This is a genomic window from Niveispirillum lacus (genome assembly GCF_002251795.1).
In the GTDB taxonomy this organism is placed as follows: domain Bacteria; phylum Pseudomonadota; class Alphaproteobacteria; order Azospirillales; family Azospirillaceae; genus Niveispirillum; species Niveispirillum lacus.
In genome coordinates this window covers 141892-162218 of the sequence record NZ_NOXU01000031.1, presented here as the reverse complement: position 1 = coordinate 162218, position 20327 = coordinate 141892, and the positions used below count along the sequence as shown (strand labels likewise).

18 protein-coding genes and 1 other RNA gene are annotated in these 20327 nt (G+C 62.6%); all 19 read left to right on the top strand.

Annotation, left to right across the window (positions count from 1 at the left end):
• The first annotated feature begins 40 nt into the window (after positions 1-40).
• The 19 genes from CHU95_RS16510 to ftsA all read left to right on the top strand — a co-directional run bounded on the left by CHU95_RS16510 (position 41) and on the right by ftsA (position 20309).
• Positions 41-916, top strand: a complete 876-nt coding sequence (locus CHU95_RS16510) for a DMT family transporter (RefSeq protein WP_094457442.1) — start codon at positions 41-43, stop codon at positions 914-916.
• Positions 917-930: 14 nt separating this feature from the next.
• Positions 931-1680: an N-acetylmuramoyl-L-alanine amidase gene (locus CHU95_RS16505; RefSeq protein WP_094457441.1), complete on the top strand. Its 750-nt coding sequence runs from the start codon at positions 931-933 to the stop codon at positions 1678-1680.
• Between the two features lie 42 nt (positions 1681-1722).
• Positions 1723-2150, top strand: an RNA gene (gene rnpB / locus CHU95_RS16500) — RNase P RNA component class A.
• Between the two features lie 640 nt (positions 2151-2790).
• The gene (locus CHU95_RS16495; RefSeq protein WP_094457440.1) at positions 2791-3282 is read left to right on the top strand and encodes a division/cell wall cluster transcriptional repressor MraZ; all 492 of its coding nucleotides are present in this window, start codon (positions 2791-2793) and stop codon (positions 3280-3282) included.
• Entirely contained in the window at positions 3282-4247 is a 966-nt protein-coding gene (rsmH, locus tag CHU95_RS16490) for a 16S rRNA (cytosine(1402)-N(4))-methyltransferase RsmH (protein ID WP_094457439.1), read from the top strand. Before CHU95_RS16495 ends, rsmH begins: the two co-directional genes overlap by 1 nt.
• Positions 4244-4690, top strand: a complete 447-nt coding sequence (ftsL, locus tag CHU95_RS16485; RefSeq protein WP_094457438.1) for a cell division protein FtsL — start codon at positions 4244-4246, stop codon at positions 4688-4690. The genes rsmH and ftsL overlap by 4 nt, the downstream gene beginning before the upstream one ends.
• Positions 4687-6507: a peptidoglycan D,D-transpeptidase FtsI family protein gene (locus tag CHU95_RS16480; RefSeq protein ID WP_094457437.1), complete on the top strand. Its 1821-nt coding sequence runs from the start codon at positions 4687-4689 to the stop codon at positions 6505-6507. The genes ftsL and CHU95_RS16480 overlap by 4 nt, the downstream gene beginning before the upstream one ends.
• A 20-nt stretch (positions 6508-6527) precedes the next feature.
• The gene (locus CHU95_RS16475) at positions 6528-7976 is read left to right on the top strand and encodes a UDP-N-acetylmuramoyl-L-alanyl-D-glutamate--2,6-diaminopimelate ligase (protein WP_245838343.1); all 1449 of its coding nucleotides are present in this window, start codon (positions 6528-6530) and stop codon (positions 7974-7976) included.
• 188 nt (positions 7977-8164) lie between these two features.
• The gene (locus tag CHU95_RS16470; RefSeq protein ID WP_094457435.1) at positions 8165-9646 is read left to right on the top strand and encodes a UDP-N-acetylmuramoylalanyl-D-glutamyl-2,6-diaminopimelate--D-alanyl-D-alanine ligase; all 1482 of its coding nucleotides are present in this window, start codon (positions 8165-8167) and stop codon (positions 9644-9646) included.
• Positions 9636-10721, top strand: coding sequence for a phospho-N-acetylmuramoyl-pentapeptide-transferase (gene mraY / locus CHU95_RS16465; RefSeq protein ID WP_094457434.1), 1086 nt, complete (start codon positions 9636-9638; stop codon positions 10719-10721). Before CHU95_RS16470 ends, mraY begins: the two co-directional genes overlap by 11 nt.
• An 8-nt stretch (positions 10722-10729) precedes the next feature.
• Positions 10730-12127, top strand: coding sequence for a UDP-N-acetylmuramoyl-L-alanine--D-glutamate ligase (murD, locus tag CHU95_RS16460; protein ID WP_094457433.1), 1398 nt, complete (start codon positions 10730-10732; stop codon positions 12125-12127).
• Between the two features lie 2 nt (positions 12128-12129).
• Positions 12130-13254 carry a putative lipid II flippase FtsW gene (ftsW, locus tag CHU95_RS16455; RefSeq protein WP_094457432.1) on the top strand — a complete coding sequence of 375 codons (1125 nt, stop codon included), beginning with the start codon at positions 12130-12132 and terminating at the stop codon, positions 13252-13254.
• A complete protein-coding gene (gene murG, locus CHU95_RS16450) occupies positions 13251-14357 on the top strand; it encodes an undecaprenyldiphospho-muramoylpentapeptide beta-N-acetylglucosaminyltransferase (protein WP_094457431.1) in 1107 nt (368 codons plus the stop codon). Before ftsW ends, murG begins: the two co-directional genes overlap by 4 nt.
• Positions 14354-14557 carry a hypothetical protein gene (locus tag CHU95_RS22140; RefSeq protein ID WP_133065551.1) on the top strand — a complete coding sequence of 68 codons (204 nt, stop codon included), beginning with the start codon at positions 14354-14356 and terminating at the stop codon, positions 14555-14557. The genes murG and CHU95_RS22140 overlap by 4 nt, the downstream gene beginning before the upstream one ends.
• Positions 14558-14560: 3 nt before the next feature.
• Positions 14561-15985, top strand: coding sequence for a UDP-N-acetylmuramate--L-alanine ligase (gene murC, locus CHU95_RS16445; protein WP_094457430.1), 1425 nt, complete (start codon positions 14561-14563; stop codon positions 15983-15985).
• A gap of 2 nt (positions 15986-15987) precedes the next feature.
• Positions 15988-16935, top strand: a complete 948-nt coding sequence (gene murB, locus CHU95_RS16440) for a UDP-N-acetylmuramate dehydrogenase (protein ID WP_094457429.1) — start codon at positions 15988-15990, stop codon at positions 16933-16935.
• A gap of 245 nt (positions 16936-17180) precedes the next feature.
• Positions 17181-18110: a D-alanine--D-alanine ligase gene (locus CHU95_RS16435; protein WP_094457948.1), complete on the top strand. Its 930-nt coding sequence runs from the start codon at positions 17181-17183 to the stop codon at positions 18108-18110.
• Positions 18098-19015 carry a cell division protein FtsQ/DivIB gene (locus tag CHU95_RS16430; protein ID WP_094457428.1) on the top strand — a complete coding sequence of 306 codons (918 nt, stop codon included), beginning with the start codon at positions 18098-18100 and terminating at the stop codon, positions 19013-19015. Before CHU95_RS16435 ends, CHU95_RS16430 begins: the two co-directional genes overlap by 13 nt.
• A 13-nt stretch (positions 19016-19028) precedes the next feature.
• Positions 19029-20309 carry a cell division protein FtsA gene (gene ftsA, locus CHU95_RS16425; protein WP_094457427.1) on the top strand — a complete coding sequence of 427 codons (1281 nt, stop codon included), beginning with the start codon at positions 19029-19031 and terminating at the stop codon, positions 20307-20309.
• The last annotated feature ends 18 nt before the right edge of the window (positions 20310-20327 follow it).

The following is a 20327-nucleotide window of genomic DNA, read 5'->3' as shown; positions in this document are numbered from 1 at the left end:
AACGATAGGGTCAGCGGCCAACCTGTTGAGGAAGCGGCAGATGAGACCGGTTCACGTGCTGGGTGCGTTGTTCGTGATGGCCCTGTGGGGCACAAACTTCGCAGTATCGCGTTACACGTTACGTGAATTTTCGCCGATGATCATGATGGCCCTGCGCTTTGCCGCTGTCGCCCTCATCCTGCTGCCCTTCGTTAAGTTTCCGCGCGGACAGATCAAGCAGATCCTGGCCTATTCCTTTGTCCTGGGAGGCGTGCATTTCCCACTCATGCTGCATGGCATGGTCGGGGCGGAGGCATCAACGGCCAGCATCGTGATCCAACTGCAAGTACCGTTTGCCAGCCTTCTGGCGGCCTATTTTTTTAAGGATACACTGGGCTGGCGGCGCGGGATCGGCATGGCCATTGCCTTTGTCGGGGTGGCGGTTATTGCGCTGCGCGGCGGCGGCGGCGAAAGTGATCCCTTCCATCTCGCGCTTATCGTCCTGGCAGCCGCCGCGTTCAGCTTCTCCAACATCCAGGTGAAATGGATGGGCACGGTCGATCCGTTTCAGCTTAACGCCTATATGGCGCTGTTCGCGGTACCGCAGCTCCTGCTCTATTCTCTGCTGCTGGAGACAGGACAGGTAGCGCAGATCCGGAGTGCCAGTTGGGGCGCCTGGGGCGGCCTTGCCTATATGGTGATCGCCTCTACCATCATCGCCTACGCTATCTGGCAGCCGATGGTACGCAAATATGACGTGAACCAGACAGTGCCTTTCCTGATGCTGGTGCCGGTGTTCGGGGTTGCGTCGGGCGTGCTGTGGTTGGGCGAGGCGATGAGCTGGGCCTTGATCGCTGGCGGTGCGCTGGTCATCACCGGTGTCGGTATCATCCTGATCCGTCGTCCGAAGATCGTGGTGGCACGCAACACCGTGTGAGGTAGCCTAAGCGGATGTCGATACGCGATCTCATCCCCCATCCCAGCCCCAACCATGGCCCCCGCCGGATAGAGGGGCCGCCGGATATGCTGGTCATCCATTATACGGGCATGCAGGACGGGCCATCGGCGCTGGCACGCATGTGCGATCCGGCGGCACAGGTCAGCGCCCATTACATGATCGAGGAGGATGGCCGCATCTTCCAACTGGTTCCCGATGATCGCCGTGCCTGGCATGCCGGCGCCTCCCGTTGGGCCGGCGAGAGCGATATCAACAGCCGGTCCCTCGGGATCGAACTGGTCAATCCCGGCCATGAATGGGGATACCGGCCCTTTCCGGAGGCGCAGATGCGTGCCCTGGTCAATCTGGCGACGCACCTTTTGTCGCTGTATCCCATACCGGCCCATCGGGTGCTCGGCCATTCCGATATTGCCCCCTCGCGCAAACAGGACCCGGGCGAGCTGTTCGACTGGCTGGGCCTGGCCATGGCGGGCGTGGGATTGTGGCCCGACCCCCGCCCGGCCGATGGGATGGCATGGGAAAAAGACGAGATCGCCCGATTGCTGGAGCGGTTCGGTTATTGCGTGGCCCCGGATGGGATTTCATGGGACGCGCACATCGCCGATGGGAAAACATGGGACGACAGCGCCGAAGCCGCCTTGTCCGCCTTTCAGCGCCATTGGATGCCGACCAGCATGGGCAAGGGCATCGACCACAATACGGTCGCCGCATTGCGCGCGCTGGTCAGAGACTCGGGCATCTGATCCCGGTTGCTTTCCCGGCTGTGAGCGCCTACAACCCGCCGGCCAGACGGTCGGATGGTCGCTCTCATGCAATGGGGAAACCCGCATGGGGGAGGAAAGTCCGGGCTCCACGGAAGTACGGTGCCGGGTAACGCCCGGCGGGGGCGACCCCAGGGAAAGTGCCACAGAGAGCAGACCGCCGACGCCAGTAACCCCTTGGGACTACTGGATTTCGGTAAGGGTGAAAGGGTGCGGTAAAAGCGCACCGCGACCCTGGCGACAGGGTTGGCATGGTAAACCCCACCGGGAGCAAAACCGAATAGGGACGGCATGGGCGGCAACGCCCAGGCGCACTTCCGCGCTGTCGTCCGGGTGGGTTGCGCGAGGTGTCCAGCAATGGGCATCCCAGAGGAATGACCATCCCCCGGATACCATCCACAGGTGGGATATGGTCCGGTGGACAGAACCCGGCTTACAGACCGTCTGGCTCTTTATCTTGCTGCACCGCACGAGTTCGGGTGAATATATTTACAAAACATAAAGAGGGTGTGAGCAGCATCACAGCCACAACCCCAGCAAATTAACCGGATTAGTCCGCTTGCCCCCTATATTTGGGGGCATATTCGGGATTTTTCCCACTATATATAGGCGCGGCTTGCCTCTTTGAAATTTAAATATCACGGAATTCGATCTATCTTCCGTGAATCTGGGATTATTTCAAATTTCTAAATATCAGAAAAACAACCTGTCCGTTCGGCTTAATCGTAAGTATTGATCCTTATCCAGAATCTATATCCTGCAATCTGTCAGCGGCATCGAATCGATGTTCAACAAGAAAAACAAAGAATATCTTGAGCAATCAACTTCTTTATCTTCTTGTTCAGCAATTTATCCACAGATCGAGTCGTCGGCTGTGGAAAAATGCTGAATCGGCGGGAAAGATTATTATCCCCCCTTTACCGCCCACGATTTCCCATGATATCCCATACCTACCCAATGACAGGGACCATCAGCCCATTCATGCCCAGATGATGCCGCCGACATGGCCGTATCGGAAGGGGTGATCGACAGGGCGTTGAAGGGGTCGGCGGGAAATCCGGTGCCGGGGCGGCACCAGCAAGGTGGGGCGTGATGGGCTTGTTCCTGTCCACATATGTCAACAAGGTTGACAAGAAGGGTCGGGTATCTATCCCCGCTCCCTTCCGCTCGACCTTGTCGGCAGGGCTGGAAGCCGGTGCGCCCACGGAAATGGTGGTCTTCCCCTCGCTGAAGGCACTCGCCCTGGATGCGGCTCCGCTGTCTTACCTGGAGAAGCTGTCAGAGGCGCTGGACAATCCGAACATGCCGGATGATGAGCGCGAACTGATCGAGACCACAGTCTATGGTCAGTCGGCACAATTGACGCTGGATCCCGAGGGTCGTGTGGTCCTGCCTGACCACCTGATGAATTTCGCCGGAATCACCGAGAATGTAACCTTCATCGGTCGGCGCAATACGTTCCAATTGTGGGACCCGGTCGCGTTTGCCGCCCACGAACAGGCGGTGCGTGAACAGGCCCGGACCAACAACATCTCCCTTTCAACTGTGCTGGCCAAGGCCAAGGGCCTGGCGAAGGGGGAATGATGAGCCACCAGCCCGTCCATATCCCCGTACTTTTGAACGAAATCGTCCATGACATGGCCGTCCGTACCGGGGAGACGGTGGTAGACGGCACCTTTGGGGCGGGGGGGTACAGCCGCGCCCTGCTGGACAGTGCCGCAATTCGCCTGTTCGCGATCGACCGTGACCCGGCTGCCCATGAACGCGCCCAGCCACTGATTCAGGCCTATGCACCGCGCCTGACCCTGCTGAATGGCTGTTTCGGGGACATGGAAGCACTGTTGGCGATGGTCGGCGTAACCAAGGTCGATGCCATCGTTCTGGATATCGGTGTGTCTTCACCACAGATTGATACACCGGAACGCGGGTTCAGCTTCCGCTTCGATGGGCCGCTGGACATGCGCATGGGCAATACCGGCCCGACTGCGGCCGATGTCGTGAATAGCGCAGATGAGACGGAGCTAGCCGATATCTTTTATCGATATGGCGAGGAACGGCTGTCCCGGCGGGTGGCCCGCGCCATCGTCCTGCGCCGCGCGGAACAGAAGTTTGAGCGCACCAGCGACCTGGCTGATGTCATCCGGTCCTGCGTGCCGAAATCCAAGGACGGGATCGACCCGGCGACCCGCAGTTTCCAGGGACTGCGTATTCATGTGAATGACGAACTGGGCGAGTTGGAACGCGCGCTGGCTGCTGCTGAACGGCTGCTGTCGCCGGGCGGTCGGTTGTGCGTTGTCACCTTCCATTCGCTGGAAGACCGGTTGGTCAAGGACTTCATGCGTGAACGGTCAGGCAATTTGCCGGGCCCGTCGCGCCATATGCCCGGCCCGGCCGCAACCGGCCCTGCCCCCACCTTCCGCCTGTTGTCCAAATCCGGCACCGGTCCGGGTGCCGAAGAGCAGGCCCGCAACCCGCGCGCCCGGTCCGCCCGGCTGCGCACCGCCATCCGTACCGAGGCGCCAGCCTGGGCACAGGGAGAAGCCGCATGATCGGGAAGTCCACCATCGTCTGGATCGCCGTGTCCTGTGCCGCCAGCGGCATCCTGTACCAGACCAGCTACAAGGCACAGGAGCAGGAGCAGGAACTGTCTCGCCTGAACCGCGCCATCGTGTCGGAGCAGGAGGCCATTCAGGTGCTCAAGGCGGAATGGGCTTATCTCAACGACCCGACCCGTCTGGAAAAACTGTCCGCTGAACATCTTCTTTTACAGGCGACCAACGCTGCCCAGATCGCCAATCTGGCTGGTTTGCCAGACAAGGACCCGAACCAGCCGCCGCCCTTCACCCCGATCCCTAGCCGCAAACCCGGCAGCCGTGCGCCCGACATGATCGACCGCGCGCCGATGCCAAAGGCGCCCCCCGTTCCTTCCGCCCCGTCACGCCGTCAGCCCGAAGGGCCGGTGATCCTGGCGAAGTATGGAGCCACGCGATGACCGAGATCAATTACAGCCTGACGGGATTTGATCTGGCCGGCGGGGACCGGCACGGTCAGAGCGGTCGCCCGGAACCCCGCATCCGCGTCAATGGTCGGGCCGCTGGGGCGCTGGCGATGGGCAAGTCCCGTCTGGTTGTCATGATGGCCGCTTTCACGGTCGGTTTCGGTGCCGTCGGGGCGAAACTGGTGGATGCGACCGTGAGCTTCGGCGGAGCCAAGGAACCCTCGGTCGCGCGGGCTGCGGCGCGGACCATGCCGCAGGTCCGCGCCGACATTGTGGATCGCAACGGCGTTTTGCTGGCCACGTCCCTGCACACCGCGTCCCTGTTCGCCGATCCCAAGCTGATCCTGGACGCCAACGAAGCGGTGCAGCATCTGACCCGGGTCCTGCCGGAACTCGACCCGGTCGCGCTGATGGCTGACCTGAAGTCGGACAAGCGCTTTGTCTGGATCAAACGCAATCTCAGCCCCCGCCAGCAGCAGGAGATTTTCCGTCTGGGCATTCCCGGCCTGAATTTCCAGCGCGAGGAGCGCCGCGTCTATCCGCAGGGTAATCTGGCCGCCCATGTCGTCGGGTTCAGCGGCGTGGACAATAACGGTCTGATGGGTATCGAGCAGGCCTTTGACACCCGTCTGAAGGAAAACGACGAGCCGCTGCGCCTGTCCATCGATGTACGGTTGCAGCATGTGCTGCGCAAGGAACTGGTGAACGCGGTGGAGGAGTTCCGCGCCATCGGTGCCGCCGGCATGGTCATGGATGTGAAGACCGGTGAAATCCTGGGCATGGTGTCTGTTCCCGACTTCGACCCGCATGCCCCGCCGCCGCCGCAGGAAGAACAGGATACGGATCCCCGGTTCAACCGCAACACGCTGGGCGTGTATGAAATGGGGTCCACCTTCAAGATCTTTAACACGGCCATGGCCCTGGAATCCGGCCAGGTCCATATGAACGACATGTTCGATGCGACACGGCCCATCCGCATCGGTCGCTTCACCATCAGCGACTTCCATCCGGAGAATAAGTGGATGGATGTGGCCGACGTGTTCAAGCACTCGTCGAATATCGGTTCGGTGAAGATGGCAATGGAGGTTGGCCCGCAGGCGCAGAAGGACTTCATGGCCAAGCTGGGCTTCCTGCGCCAGGCCAACCTGGAAGTCCCTGAACGCGGTTGGCCCATGGTGCCCAACCCGTGGCGTGAAGTGAACATGATGACCATCAGCTTTGGTCATGGCATGTCGGTCAGCCCGGTTCACCTGATGGCCGCCGTCGGCGGTACCGTTAATGGCGGCGTCATGCATCCGGCCACATTGCTGGTGCGGGATAATGTCAACGAGATTCCCGGCACGCGTATCATTTCCGAAAAGACGTCGGACCAGGTTCGCAAGCTGATGCGCCTGGTGGTCACCGAAGGGACCGCCACCAAGGCTGATGCCGCCGGCTATCTTGTGGGGGGAAAGACGGGTACGGCTGATAAGGTCAAAGGTCGCTCCTACGCTGCCAATGCCCGCATCTCCAGCTTTGCTGGCGCGTTCCCCATGAATGATCCGCGCTACGCCATCTATGTGATGGTGGATGAGCCTAAGGGCACCAAGAAGACCTTCGGTTTTGCCACCGGGGGCTGGGTCGCCGCGCCGACCGTGGGCAATATCGTGGCGCAGATCGGCCCGCTGCTGGGTGTGAAGCCGCAGGACGCCAATGCACCGGAGATCATTCAGGCCCTGGCCATCCGTCCCCCGCCGGCGCCCGGCAGCGGCACGGGTGCCCAAGTGGCGGCAATCCCCGTCACCATGACTTCCGGGGAAGATCGCGATTGATGAAAAGGCTGTCGGAGATCATGGCATCACGCACAGAACTGGCGGTATCGGCGCTGGCGCTGGAACGCGACCCACCCATCACCAACCTGACGGCGGATAGCCGCAAGGTCGTGCCCGGAACGCTGTTCGCCGCGTTGCCGGGCACACTGCGTGATGGGCGTGATTTCATTCCGCACGCCGTCGCCGCTGGGGCCGTTGCCATTCTGGCGCCCAAGGGCACCAGCCTGCCCGCCGGTGCCGAACATGTGACCCTGATCGAAGATGCCAATCCCCGCCGGCGTCTGGCCCTGCTGGCGGCCTCCTTTTCCGGGGAGCAGCCTTCACGGATCGCCGCCGTAACCGGCACCAATGGGAAGACCAGTACGGCGCAGTTCACGCGCCAGATCTGGGCCGGTATAGGCCATAAGGCCGGCGCCATGGGTACGCTGGGTCTTGTCGCCCCTGGCTTCCCGCAAACCGACAGCCTGACCACACCCGACCCGGTGGCGCTGCACGCGACCCTGGCCGATGTCGCCAGGGCTGGCGTCACCCATCTGGCGCTGGAAGCCTCCAGCCATGGGCTGGATCAGTTCCGGCTGGACGGGGTGCTGGTGTCCGCGGCCGGTTTCACCAATCTGACACGCGACCATCTGGATTATCACGGCACCATGGAGGCCTATCTGAAGGCCAAGCTGATGCTGTTCGACCGCGTGATGCCCAAGGGGGCGACCGCCGTCATCAATGCCGACATCCCGGAATTCGACCAGATCGCCGCCTGTGCCCATGCCCGCAAGCAAACGGTTATCAGCTTTGGCGAGGCGGGCCGGGAACTGCGCGTCATCAACGTGACGCCCCTGCCCCATGGGCAGCGTCTGGAGTTGGAGATTTTCGGGAAGCGTCGGACCGTGGAAATGCCGCTGGTCGGGCGGTTCCAGGTGTGGAACGCGCTGTGCGCCCTGGGTCTGGCTATCGGCACCGGTGAGGATGCGGACAAGGCCGCTGACCAGCTTGCCATACTGACGGGCGTGCGCGGCCGGCTTGAGAGGGTTGCAACCCCCAAGAACGGTGCGGCGGTCTATGTGGATTACGCTCACACGCCGGACGGGTTGGAGACGGTTTTGCGCGCGGCCCGACCGCATACGCATGGCAAGCTGTCGGTCGTGTTTGGCTGCGGCGGCGACCGGGATACGGGCAAGCGGCCCATGATGGGCGCCATCGCGGCCAAGCTGGCCGACCGCTGCATCGTTACCGACGACAATCCGCGCAGTGAGGTCCCGGCCACAATCCGGGCCGCGATCATGGCGGCCTGTCCTGGCGCCCTGGAAGTGGATGACCGGGCCAAGGCCATTGCGGTAGCCATCGGCGAACTGGGGCCAGGCGACGTGCTGATCATCGCCGGCAAGGGGCATGAGCAGGGGCAGATCGTGGGGACGGAGGTCCGTCCCTTCGATGATGCCAGCGTGGCACGTCAGGTCGTGGCGGGTCTGTGATGCCAGCGGTCGGAATGTCTGACCGATGGCATGGCGGCGACCGCCGCCGCGCGGGCCCGTGCCGCGTAAGCCAAAGCCCACGGGTGGGGGCGCTGGCGACTGAGGGGCTTAAAGGACTGGCAGAAGGTCGTTCCTCTATGCCGACGGCGTGAGTTTGGGTCTGGTGCCTTTTGAAGGGTGGGTGTGGGATGTCAGACATCCTGTGGACTGGCAATGAAGTGGCGGCGGCCTGCAATGGCAAGGCGCTGGGCGATGCTGCCTGGACCGTTACAGGCGTGTCCATTGACAGCCGCACCATTGCCAAGGGTGATCTGTTCATCCCCCTGAAGGGACCGAATTTCGACGGCCATGCCTTTGTTGCGCACGCCCTGAGCCTGGGGGCGGCCGGCGCTATCGTGGCTGAGATCCCCAAGGGCTTGGAAGGTGATGCCCGCCTGATCAAGGTGGATGACACGATGCTGGCCCTGCAGGACCTGGGCCGGATGGGCCGGGTACGCGCCGGCGGCAGGATCATCGCTGTCACCGGGTCGGTCGGCAAGACGGGCACCAAGGAGGCGCTGAAGGTTGCCCTGGACAGCCAGGGCAAAACCTTTGCGACCGTCGGGTCCTTGAACAATCATTGGGGCGTGCCCCTGTCCCTGTCGCGCTTTCCCGCTGACAGCCAGTTCGGGGTGTTCGAACTGGGCATGAACCATGCCGGGGAGATCGGTCCCTTGTCGCGCATGGTGCGGCCCGATATCGCCATCATTACGACGGTTGAAGCCGTCCATATCGAATTCTTCGCCAGTGTCGAGCATATCGCCGATGCCAAGGCCGAGATCTTCGAGGGCATGGATACTGCCGGCACCGCCATCTTGCCGCGTGACAATGCCCATTATGCACGCCTTCTGGCTGCTGCCCGCACGCAGGGCCTGACGCGTATTCAGTCGTTTGGCACGCATGAAGGTGCGGATGGGCGGTTGCTGGATTATCGGGGCTATGCCGACCATGGCGTGGTGACGGCCCGCATTGATGGGATCGACCTCACCTACACCATCCCCCTGCCCGGCAAACACCATGCGGTGAACTCGCTGGCCGTCCTGCTGGCCGTGAAGGCAGCAGGCGGGGATGTCGCAGAGGCGGCGGAAGCGCTGGCCGGTCTGGCCCCGATCAAGGGGCGCGGGCAGCGCCGGGCTATTGAGATTGCTGGCGGCGCCTTCACGCTGATCGATGAAAGCTATAACGCCTCGCCCGTCTCCGTGGCCGCCGCCGCGGGCGTTCTGGGAGCGGCAGAACTGGGGACCGGGGGCCGGCGCATCGCCGTTCTGGGCGACATGCGCGAACTGGGCGAGCACGCGCCTTCGATGCATGCCGGTCTTGCGGAACCGTTCGTGAAGGCCGGTACCGATCTGATTTTCTGCTGCGGTCCCCATATGCGCCATCTGTTTGACGCATTGCCCGCCGACAAGCGCGGCGCGCATACACCCAACAGCGCCACCCTGGCCCCGTTGGTCATCGCCGCTGTGAAACCCGGCGACGCCTTGATGGTCAAAGGGTCCGCCGGCAGCCGCATGGCGCTGGTGGTGGAGGCGTTGAGGGCGTTGGACCGCACACAACAGAATAATAACCCGCAAGGGAACGCCGCCGGGCATAAGGCGGCAGAGCAACCGAGAGATAACGATGCTGTATAACCTGCTCTACCCTCTGGCGGACGAATTCCAGATCTTCAACCTGTTCCGGTACATCACGTTCCGGACGGGCGGGGCCGTGATGACGGCGCTGATCATCAGCTTCGTCATCGGGCCGCGCGTCATCCGCTGGCTGAAATCCAAGCAGGGCGAGGGTCAGCCAATCCGCACGGACGGCCCGGAAACGCATCTGAAAAAGAAGGGTACGCCCACCATGGGCGGCCTGATGATCATGATCGCATTGATCGTCTCCACGCTGCTGTGGGTCGATTTGACCAACACCTATACCTGGATCGTGCTGCTGGTCACGGTAGGGTTTGGTTTGGTCGGGTTCGGCGATGATTATCTGAAGCTGACCAAGCGCAACACCAAGGGCCTGTCGTCGAAGGTGAAACTGGTGGCGACCCTGGTCGTGGCCGCAGTTGCGACCGCCTGGTACCTGATGGTCACGCCCTGGCAGATGGGGACGGGCCTGGCCCTGCCCTTCTTCAAAGATCTGCTGATCCAGCTCGGCTGGTTCTATGTGCCATTTGCCATCGTCGTCATCATCGGGTCCAGCCACGCCGTCAACCTGACGGACGGGCTGGATGGGCTGGCAACCGTACCGATCATGATCGCGGCTGCCTGTTTTGGCCTGATTGCGTATCTGTCAGGCAATGCCATCTTTTCCAACTATCTGGGTATCCACCACGTACCGGGTACGGGCGAGTTGGCGGTGTTCTGCGGCGCGCTGGTCGGGGCGGGCCTGGGCTTCCTGTGGTTCAACGCACCACCCGCCATGGTGTTCATGGGCGACACAGGCTCGCTCTCGGTCGGCGGAGCCCTGGGTGCAATCTCGGTCATCACCAAGCATGAACTGGTATTGGCCATCGTCGGCGGCCTGTTCGTGCTGGAGGCCCTATCGGTCATGATCCAGGTCGCATCGTTCAAGCTGACGGGCAAACGGGTGTTCCGAATGGCGCCCATCCACCATCACTTTGAAAAGAAAGGCTGGTCTGAACCGACCGTCGTCATCCGGTTCTGGATCATTGCCGTCATCCTGGCACTGATCGGCCTGTCCACCTTGAAGCTGCGTTGAGGGCGTCGATGATTGATCTTGGCCATCTGAAAGGTCGCAGGATCGCGGTGATGGGTCTGGCCAGGTCAGGCCTGATGGCGGCCCGCGCCTTGAAGGCGGCCGGGGCCGTGCTTCTGGCTTGGGACGATGGTGTCGGCGGGCAGAAGGCCGCTGCGGAAGCCGGGATCGACCTGACGAACCTGCACGACACCGACTTTGCCGGCATTGACGCCTTGGTTCTGTCGCCTGGCATCCCCCACACCCATCCGACGCCCAATCCCGTCGCCGCCAAAGCCAAGGCCGCAGCTGTACCGATCATCAGCGACATTGAACTGCTGCGGCAGGCCCAGACCAACGCGACCTATCTTGGCATCACCGGCACCAACGGCAAATCCACCACCACCTCGCTGGTGGCCCACATCATCGCCGGCACGGGCCGGCCGACGCAGGTGGGCGGCAATCTCGGCATTCCGGCCCTGTCGTTCGAGCCCTTGGGCGCCGACGGGGTCTATGTGCTGGAAATGTCCAGCTATCAGTTGGAACTCACGCCCTCGCTGGGCTTTGACGCGGCGGTCCTGCTGAACATCACGCCGGACCATCTCGACCGCCATGGCGGCATGGATGGCTATATCGCTGCCAAGAAGAGGATCTTCCAGAAGGGAATGGCAACGGGCACCCAGGTCGCTGTGATCGGCATCGACGATCCGCGTTGTGCCAGAATGGCCCTGGAACTGGACAGCGACTTCCCCGGCAAGGTGATCCGGATCAGTGCCGAAGGTCCCGTTAGTGGCGGCATCGGGGTGGAGAATGGCATCCTGGTCGATGACCGGGGCGGGCATCATCATCCCGTTACCGACCTGCGGACCCTGCCGGCCCTGCCGGGCCGTCACAACTGGCAGAATGCTGCCGCTGCCTATGCCCTGTCACGGGCTGTCGGGATCAGCCATGCTGACATTCTGGATGGCTTGCGCACCTTCCCCGGCTTGGCCCATCGCCAGAGCCTGGTCGCCACCATTGACGGCGTCCGCTTCATTAATGACAGCAAGGCCACCAATGCCGACGCCGCAGCCAAAGCGCTGGCCTGTTACCAGCCCATCTACTGGATCTTGGGCGGCAAGGCCAAAGATACGGGCCTGGACGGGCTGGACGATTTCATGGCCTCGATCGCCTATGCCTTCCTGATCGGCGACGCGACCGAGGATTTCGCCCGATGGCTGAGCGCGCGGGGGGTGCCACATATGCGTTGCGGCACAATGGACGTGGCCGTCAAGGAAGCCTTTGCTCATGCAAGGCTGGAAAAGCGCGACCATCCGGTTGTCCTGCTTTCCCCGGCCTGCGCCAGTTTTGACCAGTATCCGAACTTTGAAGTCCGCGGTGACGATTTCACAGGCCATGTCAGGGCCTTAAGCACAGGGGAGACGGTCTGATCATGGTGTCTTTCTCCCGCACTGATCATTCAGTTCTCGGCCGCTGGTGGTGGACGGTTGACCGCTGGACATTGGCCGCGGTGATCCTGATCGCCACAATTGGTGTTGTCCTGGTACAGGCAGCCAGCCCGGCTGTCGCCACGCGCATCGGCACCGACAGTTTCCACTTCATTGAAAAACATCTGCTGGTGCTGGTGCCGTCGCTGGGCTTGATGGTCGGCGTCTCGCTGCTGTCACCGCGCGGGGTACGGCGCTTGGCCGTCGGCATGTTCCTGGCGGCGACATTGGGCGTGTTCTTGACCTTGTTCATCGGCATGGAGATCAAGGGTGCCACCCGCTGGTTGCAATTGCCGGGTCTGTCAGTTCAGCCGTCAGAATTCCTCAAGCCGGCCTTTGCCGTCGTCGCTGCCTGGCTGTTCGCCCTGCACCGCACGCAGGAAAATGTGCCGGGTATTCCGGTCGTTGTGGGCCTGTATGCTCTGATCGTCCTGCTGCTGATGAGCCAGCCCGACCTTGGTCAAACGTTTGTCATCACCTGTATCTTCTTCGGCCAGTTCTTCCTGGCGGGCCTGCCTATTGTCTTCGTGGCCTCCTGCGTGGTGATGGGTATCGGCGGCCTGGTCAGCGCTTACTTCCTGTTCCCGCATGTGCAAAGCCGAATTGACCGGTTCCTGGATCCGGCCGCCGGTGACAATTATCAGGTCGCCCGCTCCCTGGAAGCGTTCGAGAAGGGGGGCATCTGGGGCACCGGGCCGGGCCAAGGTACGGTCAAGATGTCCATCCCCGATAGCCATGCCGACTTCATCTTTTCGGTCGCAGGCGAAGAAATGGGGATGATCACCTGCATGATCATCATCTGCCTGTTCGGCTTTGTGGTCCTGCGCAGCTTTGCCCGCGCTGCCAACGACCACAGCCTGTTTGTGATGCTGGCGGCCAGTGGCTTGACCATGCAGTTCGGGCTGCAGGCGCTGATCAATATGGGGTCCGCCCTGCACCTGATGCCGACCAAGGGCATGACCCTACCCTTCATCTCCTACGGCGGCTCCTCGCTGATCGCCTTGGGTATCGGTATGGGCATGGTCCTGGCCTTGACCCGCAAGCGTTTCGGACCGGGAGAGGCGCTATGACCGGACGGCGCCCTATCATCCTGGCGGCTGGCGGCACCGGCGGCCACATGTTCCCGGCAGAGGCGCTTGCCCGCACGCTGATCGCGCGCGGGCATTCGGTCATTCTGGTCACCGACAAACGTGGCAAGGCCTTTGGCGACAATCTCCCCGATGTGCGGGTGGAACGTATTCGCGCCGCGACATCAGCGCCCGGTATCATGGGCAAGCTGCGCATGGTGGTGGAACTGGTGGTGGGCACCGCTCAGGCGCGGTCTCTGTTGCGTGATCTGAATCCGGCGCTGGTGGTTGGGTTTGGCGGCTACCCCTCGCTGCCGACGGTCTTCGCCGCGCAGTCGGCGGGCATACCCACCCTGCTGCATGAACAGAATGCCGTGTTAGGGCGGGCCAATCGGTTGCTGGCCGCCAAGGCGCGGATGATTTGCACCAGCTTCCCCACCGTCGCCGGCCTGCCACCGGTGGATGGCAAGCGTATCATCCGTACCGGCAACCCCGTCCGCGCCGAGATCCTGGCCCTGCGTGATGCGCCCTACCCGTCACCCTATGCGGGCGGGCCGCTCAATCTGCTGGTGACCGGCGGCAGCCAGGGTGCAGCGATTTTTGGCGCCGTGCTGCCGCGTGCGGTGGAAATGCTGCCCGAGGATGTGCGCTACCGCCTGAAGATCGTACAGCAGGCCCGGTCGGAGAATATCGAAGACGCCCGCAACGCCTATGCCGTGATGGGCGTGGAGGCGGAACTGGCCACCTTCTTCAAGGACATGCCTGCCAAGTTGGCAGGGTGCCACATGATGATCGCCCGTTCCGGTGCCGGAACAGTTGCCGAACTCTCTGTGGTTGGACGACCTTCCCTGCTCGTGCCGTACCAGTATGCCATGGATGATCACCAAACTGCGAACGCCTTGTCGCTGGTGGATGCCGGGGGTGCTTGGCTGTTACCGCAGCAGGAATTCACACCAATTGCGGTAGCGGAACAATTGTCTGCTTTTCTGGCCGATCCAGCCCGCCTGACCCAGGCTGCGAAGGCTGCGGCGGCCTGGGCCATACCGGATGCTGCCGAACTTCTGGCCGATGCTGTTGACCGATTGGTAAGGGGAGAAACCGTATGAGCATGGTCCTGACCGAACGGACATTGGCGGAACTGGAGCGCGAATTCCCGCAGTTACTGGGGGGGCTTACCCGTCGACGCTTCAGCCTGCCGCAACCACAGAATCTCCCAGGCAGGGACGTTGTTTCACGTCAGGAACAGAAAATCGCTCCCCGCCTCCACCATGATTATTCCACCATTACCCGTCGCCTTGGAGTTTGAGACATGCGGGCTTTGCCGCTGAATATCGGAACCCTGCATTTCGTCGGCATCGGCGGTATCGGCATGTCCGGCATCGCGGAGGTGCTGCACAATCTGGGCTATGCCGTTCAGGGCAGCGATATGGCCGACAATTACAATGTTCAGCGCCTGCGCAAGCTGGGCATCAAGGTGGAGATCGGCCACAGGGGGGAGAACCTGGGTGACGCTGCTGTTCTGGTGATCTCGTCCGCCGTGAAGAAAGATAATCCGGAGGTCGTGGCCGCACGCGCCGGTATGATTCCGGTGGTCCGCCGGGCAGAGATGCTGGCCGAACTCATGCGCCTGAAATGGTCCATCGCGGTGGCCGGCACGCATGGCAAGACCACAACGACCAGCATGGTCGCGGCTCTGCTGGAAGGCGGGGCCATGGACCCGACCATCATCAATGGCGGCATCATCAATTCGCTGGGCACCAACGCCAAGCTGGGCAGCGGCGATTGGATGGTGGTGGAGGCCGATGAGAGCGATGGCACCTTCACCAAGCTGCCCTCCACCATCGGTATCGTCACCAATATGGACCCCGAACACCTGGACCATTACGGGACGTTCGAGGAGGAACGAAAGGCCTTCGACCGGTTTGTCGAGAATATCCCCTTCTATGGCTTTGCTGCACTCTGTATCGACCATCCCGAGGTCCAGGCTATGCTGGGCCGCGTCGATCGCCGGGTCGTGACCTATGGGTTCAGCCCGCAGGCCGATGTGCGTGCCGTCAATATCGCAACCAGCACATCCGGCTGCTATTACGACGTGGAACTGACCGAACGGGCCGCCAGCGAGGCGCGGACCATTACCGGCATCCACCTGCCCATGTACGGTCTGCATAATGTGCAGAATTCCCTGGCCGCTATCGCCGTCGCCATTAGCCTGGGCATTAGCGATGACAGTATCCGCGCCTCTTACGCCAAGTTCACGGGCGTGAAGCGCCGCTTCACCAAGACAGGTGAAAGCAATGGTGTGGTCGTCATTGATGATTACGGTCACCATCCGGTGGAGATTTCCGCGGTCCTGAAGGCGGCGCGCATGGCCGGGACAGGCCGCACCATCGCCGTGGTGCAACCCCATCGCTACACCCGGTTGCAAAGCCTGTTCGCGGAATTCTGCACCTGCTTCAACGATGCCGATGCCGTGGTCGTAGCCGATGTCTACGCGGCCGGAGAACAGCCCATTGACGGCGCGTCCAGGGATGATCTGGTTGAAGGCTTGCGCGTGCGTGGCCACCGCAACGTGACGGCCCTGGCCAGTCCCGCAGCTCTGCCCAGCCTGATCTCAGAGATGGCCAAGCCTGGCGACATGGTGGTCTGCTTGGGGGCTGGGACCATTACACAATGGGCCAATGCCCTGCCAGGCGAGCTGGATAAGCTGGCCACCCTGAACAAGGGAGGCGACTGACCATGGAACGGGTGCTGGATGGGCAGGCGCTCGCCGGCCGGCTACGGGCGGCCGCTCCCGATATTCGGGGACGGTTGACGCCGGACGCGCCGCTGGGCCCCAGCACCTGGTTCCGGGTCGGCGGCAAGGCCGAGATGCTTTTCCGTCCGGCGGATGCCGATGACCTGTCCTACTTCCTCGCCCATTGCCCAGACGACGTGCCCGTCACCGTGATGGGCGTGGCCAGTAATCTGCTGGTCCGCGACGGCGGGGTCCCCGGCGTGGTCATCCGCTTGGGCGGGCCGTTCGCGGACGTAGCCGTGGAGGGGGACCGGATTATCGCCGGTGCTGGTGCCCTGGACCTGAATGTCGCGCTGACAGCGCAAGGTGCGGGACTGGCCGGGCTGGAGTTCCTGTCGGGTATTCCGGGGACCATCGGCGGGGCCGTGCGCATGAATGGCGGCGCTTACGGGGCAGAGACGGTCGATGTCATTCTGTCTGCCGACGGCATCGACCGGCGGGGGGTGAGGCGCCACTACAGCCGTGATGACCTGCACCTGACCTACCGGCATTGCGGCGTTCCCGAAGACGTGATCTTCACCAGTGCCCGCTTCCAGGGCCGGCCCGATGATCCGACCGCCATTCAGGCGCGTATCGACGCCATCCAGCAGGCCCGTGCCGACAGCCAGCCTGTGCGTGCCCGAACCGGCGGTTCCACCTTCGCCAATCCCGACGGCCACAAGGCATGGCAGTTGATCGATGCGGCGGGTTGCCGCGGGTTGACCATCGGCGGCGCGCAGATCAGCGAGAAACACTGCAACTTCCTGCTGAACTTAGGTGACGCCACCGCCCACGATATCGAATCGCTGGGGGAAGAGGTTCGCGCGCGCGTCAAAGCCAGAAGCGGCGTCGATCTGCACTGGGAAATACGCCGGATCGGACTACCCCGTTCGAACGGGGGTGAGTCATGAATGTCACCGCCGCTTTCAAATGTGAGTCTCCGCTGCAACAGGTCGCAGCGCCCCGAGTCGCTTTTTTAAATGGCGTCCATTTTGACGCTTGCGGCCCCTTAATCCGTCGCTTACACCGAATCTTGTGGGAAAGCTGGGGCCGCCTCACACCATATCTTGCGTTATCGCGAAAGTTGCCGGACGGGCCGGCAGAAATGGCGACGCGTCACCGCGCGTCCGCCAATGGGGGAACTGTTGTGATGGGCATGGAAAACCGGTCGAAGCATGTCGCCGTCCTCCTGGGCGGTTGGTCTGCCGAGCGGGAAGTGTCCCTGGTCAGCGGTGCCCGTATCGCCGAGGCCCTGGAAAGCAAAGGCTACAAGGTCACCTGCATTGATGTGCAGCGCGATCTGGCGGGTCTGGTTGCGGCACTCACCCCTCACCCTGACGTCATTTTTAACGCCCTGCATGGCAAGGGTGGTGAGGATGGGCTGATTCAGGGTGTGCTTGAATATCTGGGCGTGCCCTATACCCATTCCGGGGTGATGGCATCGGCTGTCGCGATGGACAAGGCCCTGACGAAACGCATCCTGGCAACCGTTGGCATGCCGGTGGCCGACGGCGTGATCGCCACCAAGGAACAGGTTCTGGCCGGCCATGTCCTGCCCCCGCCCTATGTGGTGAAGCCGGTGGATGAAGGCTCCAGCGTCGGCGTGCGCATCGTGCGCGAAAACGACAATTTCACGGTGCTGGAAGAAGATAGCTGGGTGTATGGCCGACGCGTGCTGGTGGAGAAGTTTATTCCCGGCCGTGAGTTGACCGTCGGCGTCATGGGTGACCGCGCCCTGACCGTGACTGAAATCGTGCCCCGCACCGCCTTTTACGATTACGAAGCCAAATATGCCGATGGTGGATCGATCCATGTCTGCCCGGCCGAGATTCCGGCCGATGTCGCGGAGGAGGCCAAGCGTCTGGCGCTGCTGGCCCATCAGGTGCTGGGCTGTTCAGGTGTGTCGCGCACTGACTTCCGCTGGGACGACTCAAAGCCCGGTACAGCCGGACTCTGCTTCCTGGAGACCAATACCCAACCCGGATTCACGCCGACATCCCTGCTGCCGGAACAGGCCGCCTCGCTGGGCATCAGCTATGCTGATCTCTGCGCCTGGATAGTGGAGCATGCAAGATGCCACGCGTGACGCCCACCGCCCCGGTGACCACTGACAATCCCCGCGCCCGTTTCGCCGAAACGCAGAAACGCGCCACCCTGCGCGCCGCACAGGAGGCCAACCGTCGCCGCGCCCTGCCCCGGTGGGCCGAACCGGCCATGAAGATTGGCCGGCGCCTGGCCCCAGTGCTGGTTCTGGTGCTGGCCGGCGCCTGGGCTTGGGGAACCGGCTACGCCCAGATGCTGACGCATACGGTGACGGAGAAGGTACTGGCAGCGAGTGTAGAGGCCGGCCTGTCCGTCCAGGATATAACGGTTGTGGGCCGGGAGAAGACGGCACCCGCCGACCTTCTGGCCGCATTGGCGGTGCATCGTGGTGCTCCGATCCTGGCCTTCGATCCGCATCAGGCGCGCGAAGCCGTTGAGCAGATCCCTTGGGTACGTCAGGCCCGGGTCGAGCGCCGGCTACCCGATACGATCGCCCTGACCATTGTCGAGCGTGAACCCATGGCGCTGTGGCAGCATGACCGGCAAATGCGCCTGATTGATGCCGACGGCATTGTGCTGACAGCCAGTGACCTGTCCAAATGGCCCAACCTACCGCTGCTGGTCGGCCAGGACGCGCCCAAGCGCGGCCCGGCTCTGTTGAACAGTTTGGCCAAGGAACCGAGCATTGGCCAGTTGGTGGAAGCGGCCGTTCTGGTCGGTGGCCGTCGCTGGGATCTGCGCCTGAAGAATGGCGTGGACATCAAGTTGCCGGAACATGATGTGGCCGAAGCCCTGCACCAGTTGGCCATGGTTCAGCAGACAAATGACGTGTTGAACAAGGATGTGGTCGCCATCGATCTACGCATCCGTGATCGACTGTCGATCCAGACCTCCGCCGCTGCGGCCGATCTGCGCCGCAAGCCCCCTGAAAAGAAGCAGAAGACCTGAGGAAGTGGCGAACATGGCATTTCCCGGCGCCCTCAACACCCGAAACAAGTCCCGTAAGGTGCCCCGTGGCGGCACAATCGCCGCCTTGGATGTAGGCTCCAGCAAGGTTGTCTGCTTCATCGCCAAGGTGGATGATCCTGGTAGCATCCGCGTGGTCGGCATCGGCCACCAGATCAGCCGCGGTGTGCGCTCGGGCGGCATCGTCGATATGGAAGCCGCCGAAACCGCCATCGGTACAACGGTGCATGCCGCCGAAACCATGGCCGGTGAACAGATCCGCGAGGTCTTGGTCAGCCTGTCCGGCGGCCAGCCGGAAAGCCAGACACTGACGGCCGAAACTGCCGTGATGGGTGCGGAAATCGGCGATGGGGATGTCCGCCGCGCCCTGGCCGAAGCACGCAAGCTCGACGTGTCACCGGATGCCGAACTGATCCACTCCATTCCGGTCGGTTACGCCATCGACGGGACAAAGGGCATCCGGGATCCGCGTGGCATGGTGGGGGAACGGCTGGGCGTGCGCATGAATGTGGTGACGGCTGCCGCCGGCCCCGTTCGCAACCTGTCCACTTGCGTCGGCCGCTGCCATCTGGGGGTGGAAGGTTTTGTGATGAGCCCCTACGCCGCCGGGCTGTCCTGTCTGGTGGAAGACGAGATGGAACTGGGCGTCACCGTCATCGACATGGGCGGCGGCACCACCAGCATGGCCGTCTTCAATGACGGCAAGATGGTCTGGTGTGACAGCATTCCCCTGGGCGGCGGCCATGTCACCAATGATATCGCCCGCGGCCTGACCACGCCGGTGGCCCAGGCGGAGCGGTTGAAGACCCTTTACGGTTCCGCCGTGTCCGCCGTATCGGATGAGCGCGAGATGATCGATGTGCCCCAGGTGGGCGAAGAAGAGCGTGGCCAGACCAACCATGTGCCGAAATCTCTTCTGGTTGGCATCATCCAGCCGCGTATGGAGGAGATTTTTGAACTGGTGCATGGTCGCCTGGATCAGTCCGGCTTCGCCAAGGCCGCTGGCCGGCGCGTGGTCCTGACGGGCGGCGCCAGCCAGTTGTCAGGTGTCCGCGAACTGGCCGCCAATGTTTTGGACAAGCAGGTGCGCCTTGGCCGCCCGCTGCGTATCGGGGGGCTGGCGACCAATGTTTCCGGTCCCGCCTTTGCGTCCGCCGCCGGGTTGCTGGCCTATGCCATGCAGCAGAACCATGAAATGCCGGCGCTGGCCCCCGCTCCTGAGAAATCAGCCGGCTGGTGGGGTCGCGTCAATGGCTGGCTGCGGGAGAATCTTTGATGACCCGAAGACCCGGCC